The following is a 19,879-nucleotide window of genomic DNA, read 5'->3' on the forward strand; positions in this document are numbered from 1 at the left end:
TGGCAGCCTAAGCGTGAAAAGCAGTTTCACCGATCGGCTCTGTGCACGACATATTAGCTGTACATTTCGAACCCAGTTATTGTGGCCTGCCTGGCTTTGGAGGATTGCCATGGTTATCGATCAAAAAAACCTTAAACGCCTGCCACAACGGGCTCCGATAACGCTCTGGATGCCACACCAGTGAAAAAATCCTGGTGAGCTTTAACCCACTGCTCAGCGCAACCAACTCTCCTCTTTCAAGCTCCCCTTCTACACTGCGATGAGAGAGGCAGCCCAAACCGAGACCAGCTTTCACTGCTTGCTTGATAGCTTCATGCTGGCTGAGTTCCATGCGCACCTGCAAACGTTCGACATGATGTAACACAGCGGCCTCAAATACTTCACGCGTGCCTGACCCAGGTTCACGCAGTATCCAGCCAGCAGCTTTGATATCAGCGTCATCAAGCCACTCTTTCCTGGCCAAGGGGTGCTGTGGAGAACAGACAATCACAAGCTGGTCTTCGCACCATGTTTCACTCTTCAGGCGCGACTCGTGGCACTGCCCTTCGATCAGCCCCAAATCAGCATCAAAACGCAGCAGATCCGTAATCACCTCTCCGGTATTACGCAATCGTAGCCGTAGATCCACTCTCGGGTTCTGATTGCTGAAGTATCCGGCCAGAGGGGGCAGCAGATAAGTACCCGTGGTAGCGCTAGCCGATATATTAAGCGTGCCCTGCAATTGGCTTTCAGGGTCCTCAGCGACGGCAACAAAATCGGCCATGCCTTCCAGGAGGCGCTCGGCACGGGGTAATAGGTAGCTTCCCATACTATTAAGCTGCAAGCGTCGGCCAAGCCGCTCGAAGAGCTCGACACCCAGGTGACGCTCAAGGTCTGAGAGCGATTGGCTAATAGTCGATTGAGACAGCTTTAAGTGATCAGCAGCAGCAATAACCGTGCCGTCACGAGCAACAGCGACAAAAACCTGCAACTGACGAAAAGTCACATGAGGGGTCATATATCGTTTTTACCGAACAGCCATATGGTTATATGTTGATAACCATACAGCATTTTTGCCCCTATGCTAGCCACATACGCACCAACAAGAGAAAGCATCATGTGGCAAGGTCTGATTCTGTGTAGCACCCTAACCTTGGCAGGTTTTGGCTTGGCTAACCTCCCCGGACTCGCTTCCAAAGGTATTAGTCCATTGGTACTCGCCTTATTGTTAGGATTGGTTGTGGGTAACCTGCCTCTTACACACCGCCTTCCAAGTACTCAGCCAGGATTAACATTCGCCACTCGCTGGCTACTGCGGGGCGGCATTGTACTGTTTGGCCTGTCATTAACCCTGCAACAAGTCTTCGCCCTTGGTTTTAAGGTGTTGTTGTTGGATCTAGTAGTGATCTGCAGTGTGCTTATCATCGGCTATCAGATCGGCACCCGCATACTGGGTATGGATCGTGAAACAACACTATTAACAAGTGCAGGCAGTGCCATCTGCGGTGCCGCGGCGGTACTCGCCACCGAAACGGTCATTCGTTCGCGGCCTGCGGCCTCATCCATAGCCGTCGCCACGGTCGTGCTCTTCGGCACGCTGGGAATGCTTGTCTACCCTCTTTTATACCCGCTTGCAGGAATGAACGAAGGTCTTTTTGGCGTCTATATCGGCGCGACTGTCCACGAAGTCGCCCAGGTCGTGGCCGCGGCTGATGCGGTGGGTCCCGAGGCATTGGCCAGTGCTGTTATTGTCAAGATGGTTCGCGTGATACTGCTGTTGCCCTTCCTATTGCTCGTCGGGCAATGGTGGCTTCGTCAGCAGGCCAGTGACTCTGGGTCAGCAGCGGGCAAGCCGGTGATCCCCTGGTTTGCCTTCGGGTTCATCGCCATGATTGTGTTCAACAGTGTTATCCACTTGCCTAGCGGCCTCCATCAAATACTCGTTCTGGCTGGCCAGATTGCGTTGACCATGGCCATGGCCGCACTGGGGTTTGAAACCCGAATCGAAAAGCTCAAGGAGTTGGGTATCCGCCCTTTTATACTGGGGTTCATCCTGTTTGGCTTACTGCTGGTAGGGGGTGGCCTAGCCAGTCAGCTTCTGATGGGCTGAACAGCGGCTGCACCACCTCAAACCTCCTCGTCCCTACAAGCTCAAACGTCATGATCTAAAAACAAGAACGCCTACTGACTTTCATTAATGCAGTTAAGTTGGGGGTGGTGCCACTTTCATAGACAACAGTAAGGCCGACAACGTTTTTCCGTGACCATCCAAGTTGAGCGCACCATTGACCCCTCCTTGTAGTGCATCATCCAGGACTAAGTTCATTCCATTGAGATGTGGTAGTAAGTAGCGGGTTACGTGACTAACGCCTCGATGCTCAAATAGCGCGGCAACGTTTGATGCCGAGAGTTGTTCGATGAGCCAGGAATAGTGAGCCTCCTGATACACAAAAACCGCTAAGCTTAGACGGTCGCCCTTATCGCCTGCCCGGGCATGGGCGTAACGGTGCAATAGCTCACTCATCACCTTCTCCTTTATGCAGTGTTACAACAGGAGCAGCTTGCTGCCTTGGTACTAGATAAGAGGCGGTTTTTAACCGTTGAGTATGGTGCCGACGTATACCGCCACCGCCCGCTGGTCCACAGCAATAAAGTGCTAATAACTCCTGTGTTGCCCGCTCCACTACGCATTTTTCAGCATGCTCCACCGCGAGGCGAAGGCGAATGTCGCTTGCTGTTGTGTTTCTGTGTTGAGTGTTTAGATGGGCATCGCCATCAAAAACGCTAGAAACACCAATTAAGTCGTAACGGGCGCGCAGATCGGCAGGGCAGCGTAATGATAAACGCTGACGCAGCGTCTCTCTGGCTAGTTGTGCTCTGGCGAAAGCATTCGGGCCCGCATAAGAGATTTCAGCTTCACCTTGATAGCCTGCGAGGAAGCTAACGGTGGTTTTTAACCGCGCTGGCGAGGGTTTGCCACGTACCCCGGTGACTTCAACACGGTCTTTGGCCAGTTGCTTTATGCGAACATGCTCAAGATCAATAACCACATCCGGTGTGATGTAGGCGCTGGGGTTGTGTATTTCATATAACAGCTGTTCTTTTACTGTTTGCTCAGTAACCAAGCCCCCTGTACCAGGGGGCTTGGTCACAACGAGTCGCCCATTACGCTCAACTTCGACAAGTGGATACCCCAGCGAAGCCATGCCAGGCACGTCTTTCACCCCAGGGTCAGCAAAGTAGCCACCCGTCACTTGCGTACCGCACTCGATTAAATGACCTGCTAATGCCCCTGCTGCCCGCCTGTCCCAATCATCGCTTGCCCAGTCATGGTGGTAGCAGATAGGAGCAAGCGCCAGTGAAGGATCGGCCACGCGTCCTGTGATCACAACTTGAGCCCCTTGGGTCATTGCCTCTATCAGGGCATCTGCACCAAGATAGACATTAGCGGCAACAACTTGCTCTAAGGTTGAAATTGCGCGCTTTTCGCCTTCCCAGGCCAGCCAGTCGAACTCATGCAGGCGATCTCTTACGTCATCGCCTTGAATAGTAGCCAAACACGCTTGAGAGTGGCCTAAGCGCTTAGCCAACTGCTGAATGCGACGACGCGCGGCATCTGGGTTAGCCGCACCAAAGTTACCCAAAATCGTAATGTGGTTAGCCAGACAGTCACTCAGAACAGGCGATAAAAATTCTTCCAGCAGTGGCTCATCACCGCTGTCCGGGTCTTTGATCCGGCGTAACTGGGCAGCCGCCAGCGTGCGCTCCCCGAGTGTTTCAAACATCAGCGCACGAGGGGCATCATAAGACATGAGCGCATCGACCAGCGGCCTAGCCGCATCGGTACGATCACCAGAGAAACCCGCGCCACAACCTACTACGACCGTCATAAGGTCACCCCCGTGTTAGCAGCGGTGGTAAGTGTAAGAAAACGACGTGCTTCGGATGCGCTCATCACCCGACGTCCCGTTGCTTCAATACGGGCTTTAGTCGCGGCGACTAGCTCGGCATTGTTGGTCGCGAGTTGGCCGTCCGCTCGCCATAGATTATTTTCAAAGCCAACTCGGGCATGGCCACCTTGCTGGGCTGCCAGCGCTAAGCAGTCACCTTCGGTCGGCCCAAACGCACAGACCGCCCAGTGGTCGCCAGCCACTAATGCGTGTAAAAAGCTCGGTAGACGGCTTGGGTCGGCAATGGGTGGATCCGCATAGCGCCCAAGTACGAAGAGTAAGAAAGCCGGGCCATTAGGCACTTCACCTTTCTCTCTTAACTGATTGAAGTAGGTAAGGTCTTCAGGCGAATAAACGATGTATTGAATATGTGTGCCGCGACTAGCCAGATAACGGCACAGCTCGCCACTGGCTCGAACCTCATAAGCATCGCCGAACCATTCACGCACCGCGATAGAAACGGAGTCTGGCTGTAACGCCTCAATGACACGTCTCTGCTCTGAAGGCGAATAACGCCCACCGGCTTCGCTGGTGACCTGAAGGAGTAGTTGGTCTCCTACGGCTTCCTGAATGGCGCTAATGGCATCTTGATAGGCACCCGCATCAAGTAAATGGCGTCCGTCGGTTTCACGCACATGCACATGCATGGCTGAGGCGCCAGCCGCTAGACACTCTTGTGCATCGCGTGCAAGCTCTTCCGGGGTCAGTGGGATGGCAGGATGGTCTTGATAGACGCGCCGAGCCCCGTTGGGAGCGACCATTAGCAAACAAGGTGAGGCGCTCATCGAACCTCCTCCTGTTTTACGTTAGTCGTTAGCGCTTGCTGAATAGCGGTCAATTGCCGGTCTCGTTCAGAGAACAGGCCAGACAGTGATTGCCCATGAGTAGCCGACTCAACCCCTTGGATCACTTGCGCGTAAAGTTCGTCGTTCATGGTCGGTTGCCCTAAGCTCGCCCAGCGATACTCTTGACTAGGGCCGAGATGCTCCAAGTAATGGCGAATGCCCCCTTGGCCACCGCCCAGATGATAGGTCAGGAACGGCCCTTGAATGGCCCAACGCAATCCAGGCCCTGCCGTCACAGCCAGGTCGATGTCTTCCACGCTGGCCACGCCTTCCTGTAATAGATAAAGCGCTTCCCGCCACAATGCCGAAGAGAGACGATTCGCAATATGGCCGATCATCTCTTTACGGAGCATCACCGGTTGCTTACCGATACTTCGATAAAAATCGACCAATCGCTGCACCAGCTCAGTATCTGGCCCGTACAGTTCGACCAGAGGGACGAGGTGGGGTGGGTTGAAGGGGTGAGCAATAATGATGCGCTCAGGAGCAGGTGCGCCCTGGGTGATATCAGAGTGCTTTAAAGAGGAGGTGCTGCTCACTACCAACGCTTGCGATGGCGCTGCTCGTTGAATATCTGCTAATAGCTGCTGCTTGAGCGCTACGGATTCAGGCGCATTTTCGACGACCAGCTCTGCGTCCTGTAAGGCCTCTGCCAGTGTTTGCACTACCACAGGCATGCGGGCATCGACGCCAAAGGCACGCATATCCTCAGCTACACGCTGAGTAAAGTTGGCGCGGGCGGTGGCATCCGGGTCGAAAGCAGTGACATGTAAACCGCGAGAAAGAAAGTAGGCGGTCCAACTAATGCCGATAGTGCCACAGCCAATCATCACAATATTCGTCATGCTCACTCCTTGATGACTCATAGCTCCACTCCTTGAAGTGCAATACGCCGAGAGGATTGCCACGCCCATAGATAGAGCCCCGTCAGACTCGCAATGCCCACTAACCCAAGTGCGATATTCGGCACCAGCGCCAATAGTCCTGTGGTTGCCAATAGCGCACTATCCAGCCATCGGTTACCGAAGAGCCGAGCGCCCCCCAATATGCCGGCGAAAGCCAAGACAAAGGCCATGGCACGCGCGGCAGCCAAGGTAATGTCCCAGGCGTCGCCTAAACCGATAAGCGCGGGGTACGCCAGGATCAGGAAAGGAATGATGTAGGTGGTGGCCCCTAGGCGGATCGCGTGACCAGCGACCTGTAGCCAGCCAGCCTTAGCGATGCCAGCGGCAACAAAAACCGCAATGCACACGGGCGGAGTGATGACCGAGATGGTCGCAAAATAGAAGACAAACAGATGGGCGACCAAGGGCTCGATACCGATTCGGGTTAGCGCAGGTGCCAGTACAGCGGCAACCAATACATAGGCTGCGGTGGTAGGAATGCCCATGCCCATAATGAGGCAGATGACCGCAACAATAAGCGCCACCAGGAGAGCCTGCTCACCAGCGACACTGACCACGAGCGTCGACAGCGTGACACCAATCCCCGTTAGGTTGAGCATTGCCACCAAAATCTGTGCCCCGGCGAGCAACACACCAATGATAACCATGCCCTTGCCAGCATCTTCTAAGCCAGTCACTAGAGAACGTACTATTTGACGAGGTGGCGTTCGGTCCAACAAAGCAAAGAAAAGGTAACTAACAAGCAGCAGTGTAATGCCTAAAAAGGCTGCGAACTGGATGGAGTAACCATTTAGAACGCCACCAAATAAGCCACCCAACGCAGCAACAATAGGGACTAATCGTCTAAATTGAAGGACATCGGGCCAAGCGGGAAGCTCGTTTTCCGGTACCAACGGTAGGGCTTTCCGCACAGCTACCAAGTTCAGCGTAAAGAAGACTGCGACATAGAAAAGGAGTGCGGGTAATACAGCGGCTAAGGCAATGGTGACGTAGCTGACACCAAGTATCTCCGCCATGATAAACGCCGCCGCGCCTAAAATCGGCGGCGCGATCTGCCCACCAGTGGAGGCAACCGCTTCAACGCCGCCAGCAAAGGCTGGTGGGTATTTGAGCCGTTTCATCATAGGAATGGTGAAGTTGCCCGTAGTGGCGACGTTGGCTACCGCGCTTCCGCTGACCATAGCGAACAGGCTGGAAGCCACCGTCGCAATTTTGGCGGCCCCCCCTTGGCTACGCCCGCCGATTCGCATTGAAAGATCAATAAAGGTTTGGCCACCACCTGTGTGAAGCAGCAGGCTTCCAAAGAGTACAAACGCGGCAATGGTGGTAGCGGCTACGCCGAGTAACATCCCCCATACGCCTAAATCACCAAGAAACAGCGTTTCCGTCACGAAACTGGCATCAAAACCTCGATGGCTGAGTGGCCCTGAAAGTCGGTCTCCCAGCAGCGCATAGGCGATACCCATTGCCACTAGTAGTGGAAATACCCACCCAATAGCCCGTCGGGCAACTTCCAAAATGGACACTACTAAAATGGCAGTGAACACCATATCCTGCGTCGTTGCCCAGGGTAAGGTGGTCAGAATGCTATTAGCGTTGAAAGTAATAAACAGGCAGGCAGTTATTGCCCCCAAGGCTAATAAACAATCAATGACTATCCCTAAGGGGCGCCATGCTTTACCAGCGCCCAATGGATAAGTGAGTAACCCCAGCCCGATAACCAGCGCAAGAAAGAGACTGCGGTGAACCAAGCTTTCAAAAGGCCCGATTGCTGAGGTGTAGAAAATGAAGCCGCCCAAAAACAGGGCGACCAGCATGAGCAGTTTATTGCGCATGGAATCGAGCTCCTCGCCTTATTCTGACGGCATCAAATGTTCAGGAATCTCGTATCCCTGCTCTTCAAAATAGCGTGCGGCACCAGGATGAAAGGGCACCGTTCCGCTACTGAGGGTGAGTTCAGCGATATCAACATCGGCGAGGTTAGCGAGCGCACTGACTTGCGGTTCGGGGTTTTCCATCACAGCTTTAACAATTTGGTAAGCCGTTTCTTCATCAAGCCCTGGGCTTGCATGCATCGCTAAGCCAAAGCTCCAGGTTGTGTAGGCGGGCATGCCATCAGCCGCTCCCTCAGGGATATTGACCACGGAAATATCAGGCATTTGTTCATTCAGAATTTCAGCCTGTTCATCGCTAAGCGACAGCACTTGGATCGGCGTAAACGTCGCAATATCCATGGAGGAGCCATCCAGCTTTTCACCCACGCCAGATTTAACGTATCCCGCCATACGGTTATCTTTTACACCGGCAACCACATCCGTAGTAGAACCGCGCACATACTCAGGGGTGAGCCCAAGCGTCTCCATAACGGCAATCGTCGTGGCTTCGGTGGCAGAGCCGGTAATACCAGGGTTAAGGCGCGCACCGTCTAGTTCTGCCATGCTCGTAACGCCAGCATCTTCACGCATCACGACATTTTGTGGTGCTTGGGAGTAGACCCAAAGAAGGCGGTTATCCACAGGGCGACCTTCAAACTCACCTTCACCCGCATAGGCGTGATAGCCCACGTTGGTGGTGACGAGGCCCATATCGACTTGGTTTCTTAAAATGCGGCGCAAATTGTCGACCGTGGCACCGGTCTCTACTACCGAGGTGCGCACACCATCCACATGCTGATTAATAATTTGCCCAACAGCGACGAAATAGCCGTATTGGCTAGAGGATGTGGAGGTAGAGCCAATTAAAAGCTGTTCTTCTGCTTGGGCCGCAGTGCCAACGATCAAGCCAGCACTGAGGATAGCGGTTAGGAGCGGCGTTTTTAGCGAGTACATAGTCATTGCTCTCTCTGGGTATTGTGGGTTGTTGGTTCCAGAAGATGTACGTCATTTGACTTATTAAGAATGAGAGAGCCTGCTAGTATTTGTCTAATATAATTATACGAACGAGACTTTTACTTTATTTATGCAGCCTTCTATACGTCAGTTAAAAGCTTTTGTAGCAATCGCCGAGTTCGGCAGCTTCATTGAGGCTTCTGAGCGCCTCTACATGTCACAGCCAGCGTTAAGTATTGCCATTCGCAAATTAGAAGAGTGTGTCGGTGGCGTGCTGTTCAACCGTTCTCCTCGCGGCGTGCAGCTCACCCCGGAAGGAAAGTTTTTTCTGCCCACTGCTAGACGACTGATTAGCGATTGGGATGAAGCTCTGGGCGACCTTGGAGAGCTGTTCAACAAACAGAGAGGCAAAATAACGTTGGCAGCGTTGCCAACATTAGCGGCGGGATTTTTACCGACCGTGCTCGCCGACTACCGTCAACGCTTTCCCAATATTGCTATTAGTGTTCACGATGTGTTGGCCTCCCAGGTGGATGACTTGGTGAGTGACCAGCGGGCAGATATTGGGCTATCAGTACAGCCGCTACTCGCAGAAGCGACCCATTTTGAATCACTCGTAGAAGATTACTTTGTAGCGGTATGCCCGGTTGGGCACCCCTTGTTGACATTGGATACCATTCCTTGGGAGGCACTACTGCACTATCCCATTATTGGGTTGAGCCGTCTTTCGAGCACGCGTGCTGCAATTGAGAGCGTGTTGAGCGAATTGAGTTTGGAAATGGATTTGATGTGTGAAGTGAGCCAAATAGGTACAGCTGGACGAATGGTCGCCGCAGGCCTCGGAGTTGCTGCGCTTCCTTCACTCAGTTTCCGTCAGATTTCTGCAGAAGGTATAGAGTGGCGTCCTTTAACTGATCCTTATGTGCCCCGCTCGCTGGGCATCATTACGCCATCCCGAGGTTCACCCTCTGCTGCGGCAACCACCATGTTGGAAACTATACGGGCTCACGCCGGACAATTAGGAGGTATTTCTACCCATGAACACTAAAAAGCAGCTCCAACGTTACCAGGGCTTACTCCATCGGTTTCATTATGCTGCTGGATCCCCTGAACTGCCTGTATAAAGGGCTATATATTTACGATAAGTAGGACTGGCAGGCCAATTCACTTAGTAGGCGTGGAGTTTGCAAGCGCTCAACGGCAGATAGCGGCGTTTGAGGTAGAGATGCTATAACACATTTCTGCTTATCGCCCGAATAACACAAACTGCCAGCACCTGATTGGAGAACATCATGTCATCCCCCCTTGTGACGACCCAATGGCTGCAAGACAACCTAGACAGCGAACGGTTAGTGCTGATCGATGCGAGCATGGCGACGGTGATTGGTAGAGAGCCTATCGTCTATGATCGCCCGGTGTGGATACCGGGTAGCCGCCGGATCGATCTTGAAGGCGTGCTTTGTGACACCGGCTCTTCTCAGACCCACGCCTTTCCAACAGAGGAACAAGTCACTAGGGAGGCTCAACGGCTAGGCATTACGACCGAAAGCCTCGTCGTACTGTACGATAACCAAGGCATCTATTCGGCACCGCGGGCTTGGTGGATTTTCCGGTCAATGGGCGTTAAACACGTTTTTGTTCTGGATGGAGGATTGCCGCAGTGGCTAGCCGAACAGCGGGACGTTGTTTCTACCATCGCGGAAACGACAACCAAGCCAGGCACCTTCGTCGCCAACTTCGATCACAGCCGAGTGCGAAACTCAGCGTACGTTTTGCAATATCTGGACGATAGCCAAGTAACCGTTGTTGATGCCCGATCACGTTCACGCTTCCTGGCACAGGTACCTGAACCCCGCCCTGGGGTGCGCAGTGGCCATATCCCCAATTCTCATAATCTGCCGTTTACAGAGGTGCTAGAGGGAAATTGTTTTAAACCTGTTAGCGAGCTGAAGGCAATCTTTATAACGCTTGCTCCGTCTCTCCAATCTAACAATGAACCCCAACTGGTGTTTTCCTGTGGCTCGGGCATCACCGCCTGCATCATTCTGCTGGCCGCCGAACTGGCGGGATACCATCAGCTATCGCTGTACGACGGTTCTTGGGCAGACTGGGGGAGCGATGAGTCACTCCCAGTGGCTTAGGCTTTGTATGAATGGCTCTGGTCAAGACTGTTTCTTCAGCACGTTGTAACTTCGAACAGGAACGCCGCGTACTAAACTTATTCAGTGAAGAAAGTGGTGCTGGATTGAAACCCCAGTCAGTTTCTAGGTGCCTTGTTCGATGGCCATCACGTTCATTTATTCCATATGGGTATATAAAGCCCATTGATAGTAACCCACAAGGTGTCTTATAGTTGATATCAACACGGCCCCTATCGGTGAGACTGCTACGCAGTAACATTGCTTAGGGGTTTTTTATTGCTGTTCTGGCCATTCCCATTGCTGCCAGCCTTCTATTACTCCCATACCTTGTAGATTTAGGCCTGCCTCACTCATATCTGGAAAACTGTCCAACAAATCTGTCAGACGAGACCACCAAGTAGATGTTGGATTAATCGTTATTAATAGAAACTGCACAATACAGAACAGTAGGAAAGGGCGCGCTTGAACGTGGGCATTCTGCCAGCCTTGGGAAAAAAGAGTCGCTTCGTTATTAGCAGGTTTGCGCGGCTGGTCGGTCATGTTGCGGTTCCACAATCGACTATGGTGGGCGCAGACATTGCGTAAATAATTCAAACTGCGCAACCAAGAAGCGAATACGCGCCCATTACTAATGCCATAGCGTGCCGCAATAGCATCCTGCTCCTGTTCACGCATTCCACCAAACAGATGGGAAAGCGTACCGAAGTCCCAGACTTCACTGGCTATCCAGATCGGCAACGGCAACCCGTACTTCTTTTTATGGTGCTCAATAAACGTTTCCCGAGAACGGTTAATTAAGCGCGCATGACTTTCCTGCCATTTATGCAAGCGCGTAACGCCTGCTTTCTGGTCGATCGTATAGGCGAAATCACTATGCAGCAGTGAAGGGTTCAAATAGGCATACGGATCTAGCCGCCCCAGTGTATGGGCGATGTCTACCCGCAGCGCCACTTCGATACGCTCAAGGCCATCCAGTGTAAGTAGGCGCAACCGCTTATCGAACACATAAAGGTCGACGGCTTGTTGAAAGGTAGTGCCGTGCTTAAACGCGTCTAACGCTAGGTAATCCGTTCTGCCTTTTTTTAGCAGCCGCTTACCGCTTTTATTTAAAGGCGTGCATACGCCCGAGCGCTGACGAAAAGCAAACCAATACCCGCTCAACCGGTAATAGCCAACCCGTTGGAGATGTGCCAGAGCGCGCTGGTCGTCTGTCACCGTTAGGCCACGATCTTTTAGCTGCTGTAATTGCTCCAAGTGGCTGAGCCAGGGCTTGATGTAGTCGGTCATCCTTTCAGCGCTCCTTCCATCACGGTCTCCGCCAGCTGGCAGCGGGTATTGCTGGCCTGGGTTAGGCGCTGTTTGAGGTGGTCGCAGAGGGCCATCAGTTCATCGAACTTTTTGGACGATACGGTGTTGTTCTTCAAGTGGTGGCAAGAATATGGTTGTGACCAAAGCTTTTCTGAAATTAGTAGGTAGAGCACCGCCATACCAAGAATAGCTGATTCAAGTGCTAAATATAAATAGAACGAAATATTTCGATCTCTTCAACATCGGCGATTACGTTAGATAATAATTACCCCCCACCTAAACTCACTAGGTTTAAGAGAGATAAATACAGCATGGCTTCCCCACTAAATAAGCTGCGTGGCAGTGTCACCTCTCAGACGGACCTCCTCACACTCATGGACGACGAGTGGGAGGCGCTCAGTGAGACACCAAGATACACGCTGGATCAGCTTCTCACCCAATGCGATTCAACTGCTCCAGAGATAGAGGAGGTCATCGAATGGCATGCATCGAGACGAATTGGTCGCGAGGAATAAAGAGGCCAGCATTAGGCGGCGGTTTTTTTCGTTAACGACGTGGGCGAGCAGCCAAAGGCTTTGCGGAACGCTTGGCTAAAGTGCGAGACATCTTTAAAGCCGTGGTCTATCGCAACTTCGGTGATGCTGCGTGCGCGGCCTTCTAATAGGGCTTTGCGGCTAGCGGTTAGGCGTAGCTGCCATAGGGTGTTCATCGGGGTGGTGCCTTGGGCAGCAAACAGGCGGCTTACCGTGCGCGGCGATACGTGGTGCGCGTTGGCTAGCTCGGCAACGGTTATCGGGTGGTATATGTGCTGTTTTAGCCAGGCCACCATGCGGGCATAGAGGTCTGGCTGGTGTGTGTGCTCGCTTTTTTGCAGGTTAATGGCGGCGGCCACTAGATCTAACAAGGTGTTGGCAAACTGGGCGGTGTGCCCGTTGCTTTCGGTGTCGCTGTTGTAGTGAAAGGCTTCTGACATCATCTGCTTGAGGGTCTTAATGCCGGGCCGTTTGGGGTCTAGGCGTGCGCCTGCCATGGCGCTAATGCCCGGTGTGCTTTTATCAAACGCGTGGCGCGGTAAGCGGATAATGTTGAGCTCTGCCTGTTCCATCGCAAAGCTAAAGGGGGTGGCGGCGTCGTAAATGACGAGGTCGCCTGTGTTTAGCTGGCTGCGATGTTTATGCTGGGCAAGCTGGCCGTGACCGCTGCGCAGTAGCCCAATGTAGTAGTCATTAGCAGGATGCTGGCGTATGCATTGGGGAGTGCGTTGCCATATGAGCCCAGTGTGCGAGGTATGCCAAGCAATATCGACTTCCGCTAAGGTGCTGTAGGTGAAGCTGCCGGAGAAGGCGGTCGCTTGGGTGCACTGTGCCTTGGCGTTGATGAGGCGCGAGCATACGGCATCTCGCCAAGCTTCAAAACAGTGCCGCGGTTCGTAGTTTTCGGTAGAAAAGTGCTCTTTCATACGCTTGCCTCGCGGTGTGGCCCTAAAACATCTGTTTTTGTTGCAATAACAGGGCCATAACGTGAGTTGAGAATGCAAAGCAGTAGTTACAAAGCTATGAAAACTAACCTTTTTTCAATGTTCTTTTTGTGGCTTGTTCGGCGCACTATTGGGGGGAGCTGGTGCGCCGAGTTGGGTCGAAAAGTTACAGCTCTGGGTGACGTTTGTGCCACTTGGTAACCTGTTGGTACGCCCAGCCACCTTGTATGGCACGGGCTTCATCAAAGTGTGCGGCTACCAGTTGAAAACCGATGGGGGCGCCGTTGGGTGTTTGGCCGCAGGGGAGCGTTACGGTGGGGTGCCCGCTGCTATCGAAGGCGCTGGTAAAGCGCAGTACGCCGCGAAATAGTTCTTCATCGGTGCCGAAGAGTTCCATAGTTTCCCAGGTTAGCCCTGCAAAGCTGTTGGCCGGGGCGAAGATGAGATCCACTTGTTCAAACAGGGCGCTGATATGGCCGCGTAGGGCGGCGCGGCGTAGCAGTAGTTTTTGGTATTCCATGGCGCTGAGCGAGTGGCCCAGGTCGAGTAGGCCTGCTAGGCCGGGGCCGTATTGGTCGCGTTGCGCTGGGTAGGTGTGTTCATGGGCAACGGCGGTTTCAACGGCGCATAGTCCGCTCCAGTCGCGGGCGGCTTCGTCGGTGTCTGGCATAGAGATGTCGACTATCTCGGCCCCTAGCCCGGTCAGTGTGTTGATGGCTTCTTTCAGCGCTTGCTGGGTTTCGCTGTCTACTCCTTCAAACGCCCATTGGCTATCTAGGCCTATCCGGCATTTTTTTAGCCCTTTGGTCATCAGCGCTAGGTAGTCGGGTACCGGTAGCGTGCTGGATGTGGGGTCTTTTTCATCATGCCCGGCAATGGCTTTCAGCATGGCGGCGGCGTCTGCCACGGAACGTGCGATAGGGCCAATGTGGTCGAGAGAGGCGGCTAGTTCAAACGCACCGTGCCGGGTAACGCGCCCCCAGGTGGGCTTGATGCCGGTTAGGCCGTTGGCGTTGGATGGAAAGCGAATCGAGCCGCCTGTGTCGGTGCCAATCGCGCCAAAGCAGAGTCCGGCGGCGGTGGCTACGCCGGAGCCGCTGGAAGATACGCCTGTCCAGAGTGAGTTGCCCCATGGGTTTGTGGGGTGGGTAACGTCTGGGTGATGGTCGGCAAAGGCGCTTTCAGTTTGTATCAGTTTGCCTAAGATTACGGCACCTGCCTCACGGAAACGGTTGACCACGGTGGAGTCTTCCGCTGGGTAGTGGTCTTTGTGAATGGTCATGCCGTGGGTGGTTGGCGTGTCCTTGGTCCAGATAAGATCTTTTAGTGCAATGGGTACGCCGTGGAGTGGGCCACGGAATTGCCCGCGTGCAATCTCTTCGTCTGCTTGTGCTGCCTGCTGTAATGCGCTCTCTTTCATGACGTGTAAATAGCTGTTGAGCGTGGGGTCTAGGCGCTCAATACGATCCAGCAGTTGTAGGGTGACCTCTACGGAGGAGGTTTCCTGTGATTGTATGCGTTGCCCAACCTCACACAGGCTTAAGTAATGTACTTGTTTCATGGTGCTCTCGCTTTGTAGTGGCGTTGACTCCATAAAGCTAAGCCAGTGAGCTGCCATGAGCTGTGTTGAAACGGACAATGGTTGTGGTCTACGTGCCACCGCTGGCCTGATTTTGCTTCGTCGTTCCTTTTCGCCATGATGTGGCGGGGGCTTATTGGTGTTCGTTGGTGTTGAAGTTAATCGTAGGTAAATTAAACGGCCCCCTCGGGCCTCTGCCAGTGACGGTGAGCACTTGTTCCCGGGCAGCAGCGTAGAGAACAAAGGCACACTGCGGGCAGAGATAACCTAGCAAATCCTAGCATTGGCTAAAATACCCCTAGCTGATCCGGCGCTATCAAATGCTAGCAATTCATCACTGGCTACTACCTCAGAAAACCTCAGGTATGAGGTAGGGAAAAATAGGGATTAGACGCGCACTTGGCAGCGCACTGACACTATGGCTTGGCACAAGCTCAAAGGTTCGCATTGGGCCGATGATGGCGTGCGTTATCTTCAAGCTGAAAAGGTCTTACACATATGAGCCTGCTGATACTTGTGATCGGAATAGTGCTGTTTCTTGTTGGAGCGTATCTTCAGCATGAAGATAAAAACAGCATTGCCGCCTGGTTTTTTATGGGCATAGGAGGGATGCTATGGATGACTGCGATTTACGCATGAAGCAAGAGCGATAAAAGCTGACACATCATCGCTGCTGCGCGATACCTGGTCGGCAGGCGGCTAAAATAGGCCAAAACGCAACGGTAAGCGCAACACCTTTAGAGCAGTGCAACGACAGACCCATTACAAAACATTAGTAGTTAGCGACGGAGCTGGGTAAAGCCGCGTAAAGCCTTTTGGGATTGCCGTTTGTGGTTACTAGTGTGGTTACGGTCACCAACCCCACAAAAAAGGGCCTACGCGTTAACGTAAGCCCTTGATATGTTTGGCGCGCCCGGCAGGAATCGAACCTGCGACCTTCGGCTTCGGAGGCCGACACTCTATCCAACTGAGCTACGGGCGCTTTGGGTGCGTATCGTACCCGTGTGGGCGCGCTGTGTCCAGCTAGTCAGCTGTTTTACAGGCGCTTTGATTGACCGTTTTCCGCAGTGTGGTGCATGCTTTGGGAGCACTTCCTATCTTTAGTGAAACTGGGAACACACTATAATGAAAACTTTTGCACGTAATACGCTGGCACTGGGCATTTCACTGGCGCTGGTAAGCGCCGCGAACGCCGCTGATTTTGCTGATATGGACCCCGTCACCCTGCGTTTGGCCCACGTGGTCAACGAGCAAGATGGTTTCCATATCGCCGCGACCAAGTTTGAAGAACTGGTGGAAGAACGTACCGATGGCAAGGTCAACATCGAGATCTACCCTAATGCCTCGCTGGGTGATGAACGCACGCTGCTAGAAGGTATGCAGATCGGCACGGTGGATATGGGGCTAATTACCAACGGCCCGGTGGCCAACTTTGTCGAAGAGATGGCGGTGTTTGAACTGCCGTTCCTATTTCCCTCACCGGAAGCCGCTTATGGGGTGCTCGATGGCCCGATCGGCCAGGAGTTGCTGGATAAGCTGTCTGACGTGAATCTGAAAGGCTTGGCCTATGCAGAACGCGGCTTCCGCAACCTGACCAACAGCGAACGCGCGGTGAATTCGCCGGAAGATTTGGATGGGCTGCGCATTCGGGTAATGGAAAACCCAGTGTACACCGATACTTTCCGTGAGCTGGGTGCCAACGCTATTCCCATGGCGTGGACAGAAGCGCTGACCGCTATGCAGCAGGGCACCATCGACGGCCAGGAAAATCCGGTGAACGTTATCCATTCGTTCAAGCTGGATGAAACCCAGAACTACATGACCCTTTCCCGTCATACGTATGCCCCGGCCATTTTTGTAATGGGCATGCCCGCTTGGAACCAACTGCCTGAACAGGCACAAACTGTACTGAAAGCAGCCGCCCAAGAAGCCGCCGAACATGAGCGCCAAGTGAATGCGGATATGGAAGCTGACCAACTGGCGGCGCTGCGTGAAGCCGGTATGGAAATCAACGAAACGCCGGATATGGAAGCCTTCCAGTCTGCCGTTGCGCCGGTGTATGAGAAGTATGGCGAGCAGTTTGGTGACTACCTGCCTCGCATCCAGGAAGCGCTTGAATAAACAGCCTTTCCTGCCTACCCGGCCTCCCGCAGCGTGAAGCTGGTTTTGTTGAAGTGATCGACGGCTGTTTGCGCAGTTTCAACCGACTGCGTGAACAGCCTTTGCCAATAAGAGACCTGCCTAATGACTGAAACAGCCAATATAAAGTTGGCAACGAGATTACATAAGATAAATCTCAATTTATTATTGGTGTTTCATACGCTTTATGGGAAAAGAAGCTTAACGCTTACCGCAGAAGCGCTCTGCCTAAGCCAGCCAGCCGTCAGCCATTCGCTAAAGAAGTTGCGCCTGCTGATGGATGACCCGCTGTTTATTAAAACGCTGGATGGCATGCAGCCAACTCCGCTTGCCCGGCAGATGGATGCCGCGGTGGCCAAAGGGTTGTTCTACTTCGATCAGGCGGTGTATAGCAACAGTGAGTTCTCACCGGCCACATCGAAACGCGAGTTTCGTGTCAGCCTAGTGGACTATGTGAGCCAGCAGTTACAACCTAAGCTCATTCAGCACTGTTTAACTCATGCGCCCGACTTGTGCTTCAACATGTTGTCTACCCGCATAGCCAGTGCCGAAGATGCTCAGCACGCCATACAAGCCCACGATATCGACCTCGCCATGGTGCAGTTGGAAAGCTTGCCACTCACCTCTTATCACGAGTACTTGTTTGATGATGTGATTGGCTGTGTTGGTGATGCTTCCCTATACGGAGACAACAACACGATCACGCTTGACGCTTTTTTAAACGCCCCACAAATCGCATTATCTCACCGCGAAGACAGCCCATTGTTAATCAATGAGAAACTGAGAATACTGGGGTTAGAACGCAAAATCGTCGCCAAAACACCCTATATCACTCCTCTTCAAGAGATACTGGTCTCGACGAATTTACTCTGTGTGGTGACTGAGAGTGCCGCCAAGGTGATTTGTCGCAATAATAGCCTGAAGTTCTACGCCCTGCCCCTGGATGTAGCGCCCTTTAAAGTATGCCTATGCTGGGATGAAAGGAAGGATCACGACTCAGGCATACACTGGTTAAGATCGCTAATTAGGGAGCTGATAACACCCGCTCCCTAAAGGCTTGCGATACTTACTGACCATTCAGGCAAACGCTAGTCCAGGGCTATCACTTTGCCGGGGTTCAATAGACCTTTGGGATCCAGCGCGGTTTTGAGGCGTTTCATTAAGGCAATCTCCTCACTGGTACGGGAAACCGACAGATAGTCCTTTTTTTCAAGACCAATGCCATGTTCTGCAGAAATGGAGCCGCCAAACGCTTTCAGAGGCGAATAGACAAGTTGTTCAACCTGGCGTCGGCTGTCCGGGCTATCGTCACGTACCGTGATCATAATGTGTAAGTTGCCATCACCAAGGTGGCCAAATACCACTATTTTGCCTGATTGAGGCCACTGGGCTTCAAGGTTCTCTTCTAAAATATCGACATACGCTTGCATGCTGGGAATCGGCAGGCTGACATCGTAGGAGAACATCGGTTTCAGCTCGTTCACCAGCACTTCGATATCTTCTCTTATGGCCCAGATCGCCTGACGCTGGGCTTGGGAGCTCGCCAAGGCCGCATCGGTGATCAAGTCGGCCTCTAGTGCCTTTTGCAGCACTTGGGAAAAACGCTCGGCGTCTTCGGCCTCATCCAGCCCCAGCGTTTCAATAATGGCGTAGAAAGGTGAGTTATCCGCCAGTACAGGCGCATGCTTACCGCTTTCGGTGGTCATCAGTTTATAGTGATTATTCCACAGCGCTTCAAAGGCACTAAGGCTATTGGCTAACTCACGAGAGACAAGATTCAGTAGTTGAGTCAACGCATCGAAAGAGGGCACCGCCACTAATGCCGTTTGCTCGCTAGGCATGTGGGGTTGTAACCGTAGTACTGCACGGGTAACGATTCCCAACGTACCTTCACTGCCAATAAACAGCTGCTTCAGATCGTATCCTGCATTGTTTTTCAGCATTTTATTCAATGAGCTCACCACGGTGCCGTCGCTAAGTACCGCCTCTAGCCCCAGTACCTGCTGACGCATCATGCCGTAGCGTATTACCCGTATACCACCCGCATTGGTGGCGATGTTGCCACCAATGGTGCAAGAGCCTCTTGCTCCCAAGTCCAGTGGGAACTGCATATCGATCTCTTGCGCTGCTTCCTGTACGCGCTGCAGGGTCACGCCAGCCTGAGCTAGAACTGTGGAACCAACCGGGTCGATCTCTTCTATTTGATTCATCAATTCCAGTGACACGACGATTTCGTCTGGGCTTGCCACCCCGCCATGCACAATGCCGGTCATGCCCCCGTGTGTCACCACAGGCTGGTCGGCCTGATAACACAAAGCCATGACACGGCTCAGCTGTTCTGTGCTGCGCGGCCTAACAATCGCCTTAGCGCGACAAGGCGCCCCTGTAAACCAATCTACGCTACGCTGCGAGACATCATCACCAAGCAGTACCCCCGAAGGGCCGACGATTGCAACAAGGTCGTTCAGCAACTTATCCATTTCTTATTCCTGATTTAGCTGACCACACCATTGGCTTAAGCACTTGGCGTTTAAAAACTCTGTAGTGCTTCATTCAAAAGTGCGCAATTAAAAGTAACCTCTTGCAGATTATCGCCAACCCACAAATCACTCAAGTACAAGTTATATAAAGATTTTTAGAATTATCAAAACGAATAATGGAATAAAAATAAGTAATTTGCCCCCTATTATTAATGTGATATAGATGAGCGTTAACATGATAATAAAAC

Annotated in this window: 17 protein-coding genes and 1 tRNA gene; 6 read left to right on the forward strand and 12 right to left on the reverse strand. The window is 52.8% G+C overall.

Annotation, left to right across the window (positions count from 1 at the left end):
* Window positions 1–76: 76 nt before the first annotated feature.
* The gene (locus tag IR195_RS18880; protein WP_125752578.1) at window positions 77–997 is read right to left on the reverse strand and encodes a LysR substrate-binding domain-containing protein; all 921 of its coding nucleotides are present in this window, start codon (window positions 995–997) and stop codon (window positions 77–79) included.
* 99 nt (window positions 998–1,096) lie between these two features.
* Between IR195_RS18880 and IR195_RS18885 the strand changes: the two genes are divergently transcribed.
* The gene (locus IR195_RS18885; RefSeq protein WP_125752581.1) at window positions 1,097–2,089 is read left to right on the forward strand and encodes a YeiH family protein; all 993 of its coding nucleotides are present in this window, start codon (window positions 1,097–1,099) and stop codon (window positions 2,087–2,089) included.
* A gap of 93 nt (window positions 2,090–2,182) precedes the next feature.
* On the opposite strand, the gene IR195_RS18890 is transcribed toward IR195_RS18885, so the two are convergent.
* From IR195_RS18890 to IR195_RS18915, 6 genes are read right to left on the reverse strand one after another with little or no spacing between them, the layout of a single operon-like run.
* Complete coding sequence (locus tag IR195_RS18890) at window positions 2,183–2,503, reverse strand: AtuA-related protein (protein WP_089040393.1); 321 nt, start codon at window positions 2,501–2,503, stop codon at window positions 2,183–2,185.
* A complete protein-coding gene (locus IR195_RS18895; RefSeq protein ID WP_206048321.1) occupies window positions 2,496–3,869 on the reverse strand; it encodes an acyclic terpene utilization AtuA family protein in 1,374 nt (457 codons plus the stop codon). Before IR195_RS18895 ends, IR195_RS18890 begins: the two co-directional genes overlap by 8 nt.
* A complete protein-coding gene (locus tag IR195_RS18900) occupies window positions 3,866–4,714 on the reverse strand; it encodes a beta-keto acid cleavage family enzyme (RefSeq protein ID WP_206048322.1) in 849 nt (282 codons plus the stop codon). The genes IR195_RS18895 and IR195_RS18900 overlap by 4 nt, the downstream gene beginning before the upstream one ends.
* Window positions 4,711–5,640 (reverse strand): 3-hydroxyacyl-CoA dehydrogenase NAD-binding domain-containing protein, encoded by a 930-nt coding sequence (locus tag IR195_RS18905; RefSeq protein ID WP_206048323.1) that lies wholly within the window; start codon window positions 5,638–5,640, stop codon window positions 4,711–4,713. Before IR195_RS18905 ends, IR195_RS18900 begins: the two co-directional genes overlap by 4 nt.
* Window positions 5,637–7,514 carry a TRAP transporter permease gene (locus IR195_RS18910; protein WP_206048324.1) on the reverse strand — a complete coding sequence of 626 codons (1,878 nt, stop codon included), beginning with the start codon at window positions 7,512–7,514 and terminating at the stop codon, window positions 5,637–5,639. The genes IR195_RS18905 and IR195_RS18910 overlap by 4 nt, the downstream gene beginning before the upstream one ends.
* A gap of 18 nt (window positions 7,515–7,532) precedes the next feature.
* Window positions 7,533–8,507 (reverse strand): TAXI family TRAP transporter solute-binding subunit, encoded by a 975-nt coding sequence (locus tag IR195_RS18915; RefSeq protein ID WP_125752597.1) that lies wholly within the window; start codon window positions 8,505–8,507, stop codon window positions 7,533–7,535.
* Window positions 8,508–8,637: 130 nt separating this feature from the next.
* Here IR195_RS18915 and IR195_RS18920 point away from each other — a divergent pair, with 130 nt between their 5' ends.
* Together IR195_RS18920 and IR195_RS18925 are read left to right on the forward strand one after the other, a co-directional pair.
* Complete coding sequence (locus tag IR195_RS18920; RefSeq protein ID WP_206048325.1) at window positions 8,638–9,555, forward strand: LysR family transcriptional regulator; 918 nt, start codon at window positions 8,638–8,640, stop codon at window positions 9,553–9,555.
* Between the two features lie 244 nt (window positions 9,556–9,799).
* Entirely contained in the window at window positions 9,800–10,648 is an 849-nt protein-coding gene (locus tag IR195_RS18925; protein ID WP_206048326.1) for a sulfurtransferase, read from the forward strand.
* A gap of 273 nt (window positions 10,649–10,921) precedes the next feature.
* Here the strand turns inward: IR195_RS18925 and IR195_RS18930 are convergent, their stop codons facing one another.
* A complete protein-coding gene (locus IR195_RS18930) occupies window positions 10,922–11,935 on the reverse strand; it encodes an Abi family protein (RefSeq protein WP_206048327.1) in 1,014 nt (337 codons plus the stop codon).
* A gap of 332 nt (window positions 11,936–12,267) precedes the next feature.
* On the opposite strand from IR195_RS18930, the gene IR195_RS18935 reads away from it, so the two are divergent.
* A complete protein-coding gene (locus IR195_RS18935; RefSeq protein WP_206048328.1) occupies window positions 12,268–12,471 on the forward strand; it encodes an AbrB/MazE/SpoVT family DNA-binding domain-containing protein in 204 nt (67 codons plus the stop codon).
* 11 nt (window positions 12,472–12,482) lie between these two features.
* Here the strand turns inward: IR195_RS18935 and IR195_RS18940 are convergent, their stop codons facing one another.
* The 3 genes from IR195_RS18940 to IR195_RS18950 form a co-directional block, all read right to left on the reverse strand.
* Window positions 12,483–13,415 (reverse strand): AraC family transcriptional regulator, encoded by a 933-nt coding sequence (locus IR195_RS18940; RefSeq protein WP_206048329.1) that lies wholly within the window; start codon window positions 13,413–13,415, stop codon window positions 12,483–12,485.
* Window positions 13,416–13,599: 184 nt separating this feature from the next.
* Entirely contained in the window at window positions 13,600–14,994 is a 1,395-nt protein-coding gene (locus IR195_RS18945; RefSeq protein ID WP_206048330.1) for an amidase, read from the reverse strand.
* Window positions 14,995–15,917: 923 nt separating this feature from the next.
* Window positions 15,918–15,994 (reverse strand) — tRNA-Arg (locus tag IR195_RS18950).
* A 143-nt stretch (window positions 15,995–16,137) separates the two neighbouring features.
* Between IR195_RS18950 and IR195_RS18955 the strand changes: the two genes are divergently transcribed.
* Both IR195_RS18955 and IR195_RS18960 read left to right on the forward strand, forming a co-directional pair.
* Window positions 16,138–17,133: a TRAP transporter substrate-binding protein gene (locus IR195_RS18955; RefSeq protein ID WP_125752636.1), complete on the forward strand. Its 996-nt coding sequence runs from the start codon at window positions 16,138–16,140 to the stop codon at window positions 17,131–17,133.
* Window positions 17,134–17,256: 123 nt separating this feature from the next.
* Complete coding sequence (locus IR195_RS18960) at window positions 17,257–18,204, forward strand: LysR family transcriptional regulator (RefSeq protein WP_206048331.1); 948 nt, start codon at window positions 17,257–17,259, stop codon at window positions 18,202–18,204.
* A gap of 35 nt (window positions 18,205–18,239) precedes the next feature.
* Here IR195_RS18960 and IR195_RS18965 read toward each other — a convergent pair whose 3' ends face one another.
* On the reverse strand, window positions 18,240–19,631 hold the full coding sequence (locus IR195_RS18965; RefSeq protein ID WP_206048332.1) for an FAD-binding oxidoreductase: 1,392 nt from the start codon (window positions 19,629–19,631) through the stop codon (window positions 18,240–18,242).
* Between the last annotated feature and the right edge of the window lie 248 nt (window positions 19,632–19,879).

The sequence above is a fragment of the Vreelandella venusta genome, from assembly GCF_015689495.1.
GTDB lineage: Bacteria > Pseudomonadota > Gammaproteobacteria > Pseudomonadales > Halomonadaceae > Vreelandella > Vreelandella venusta.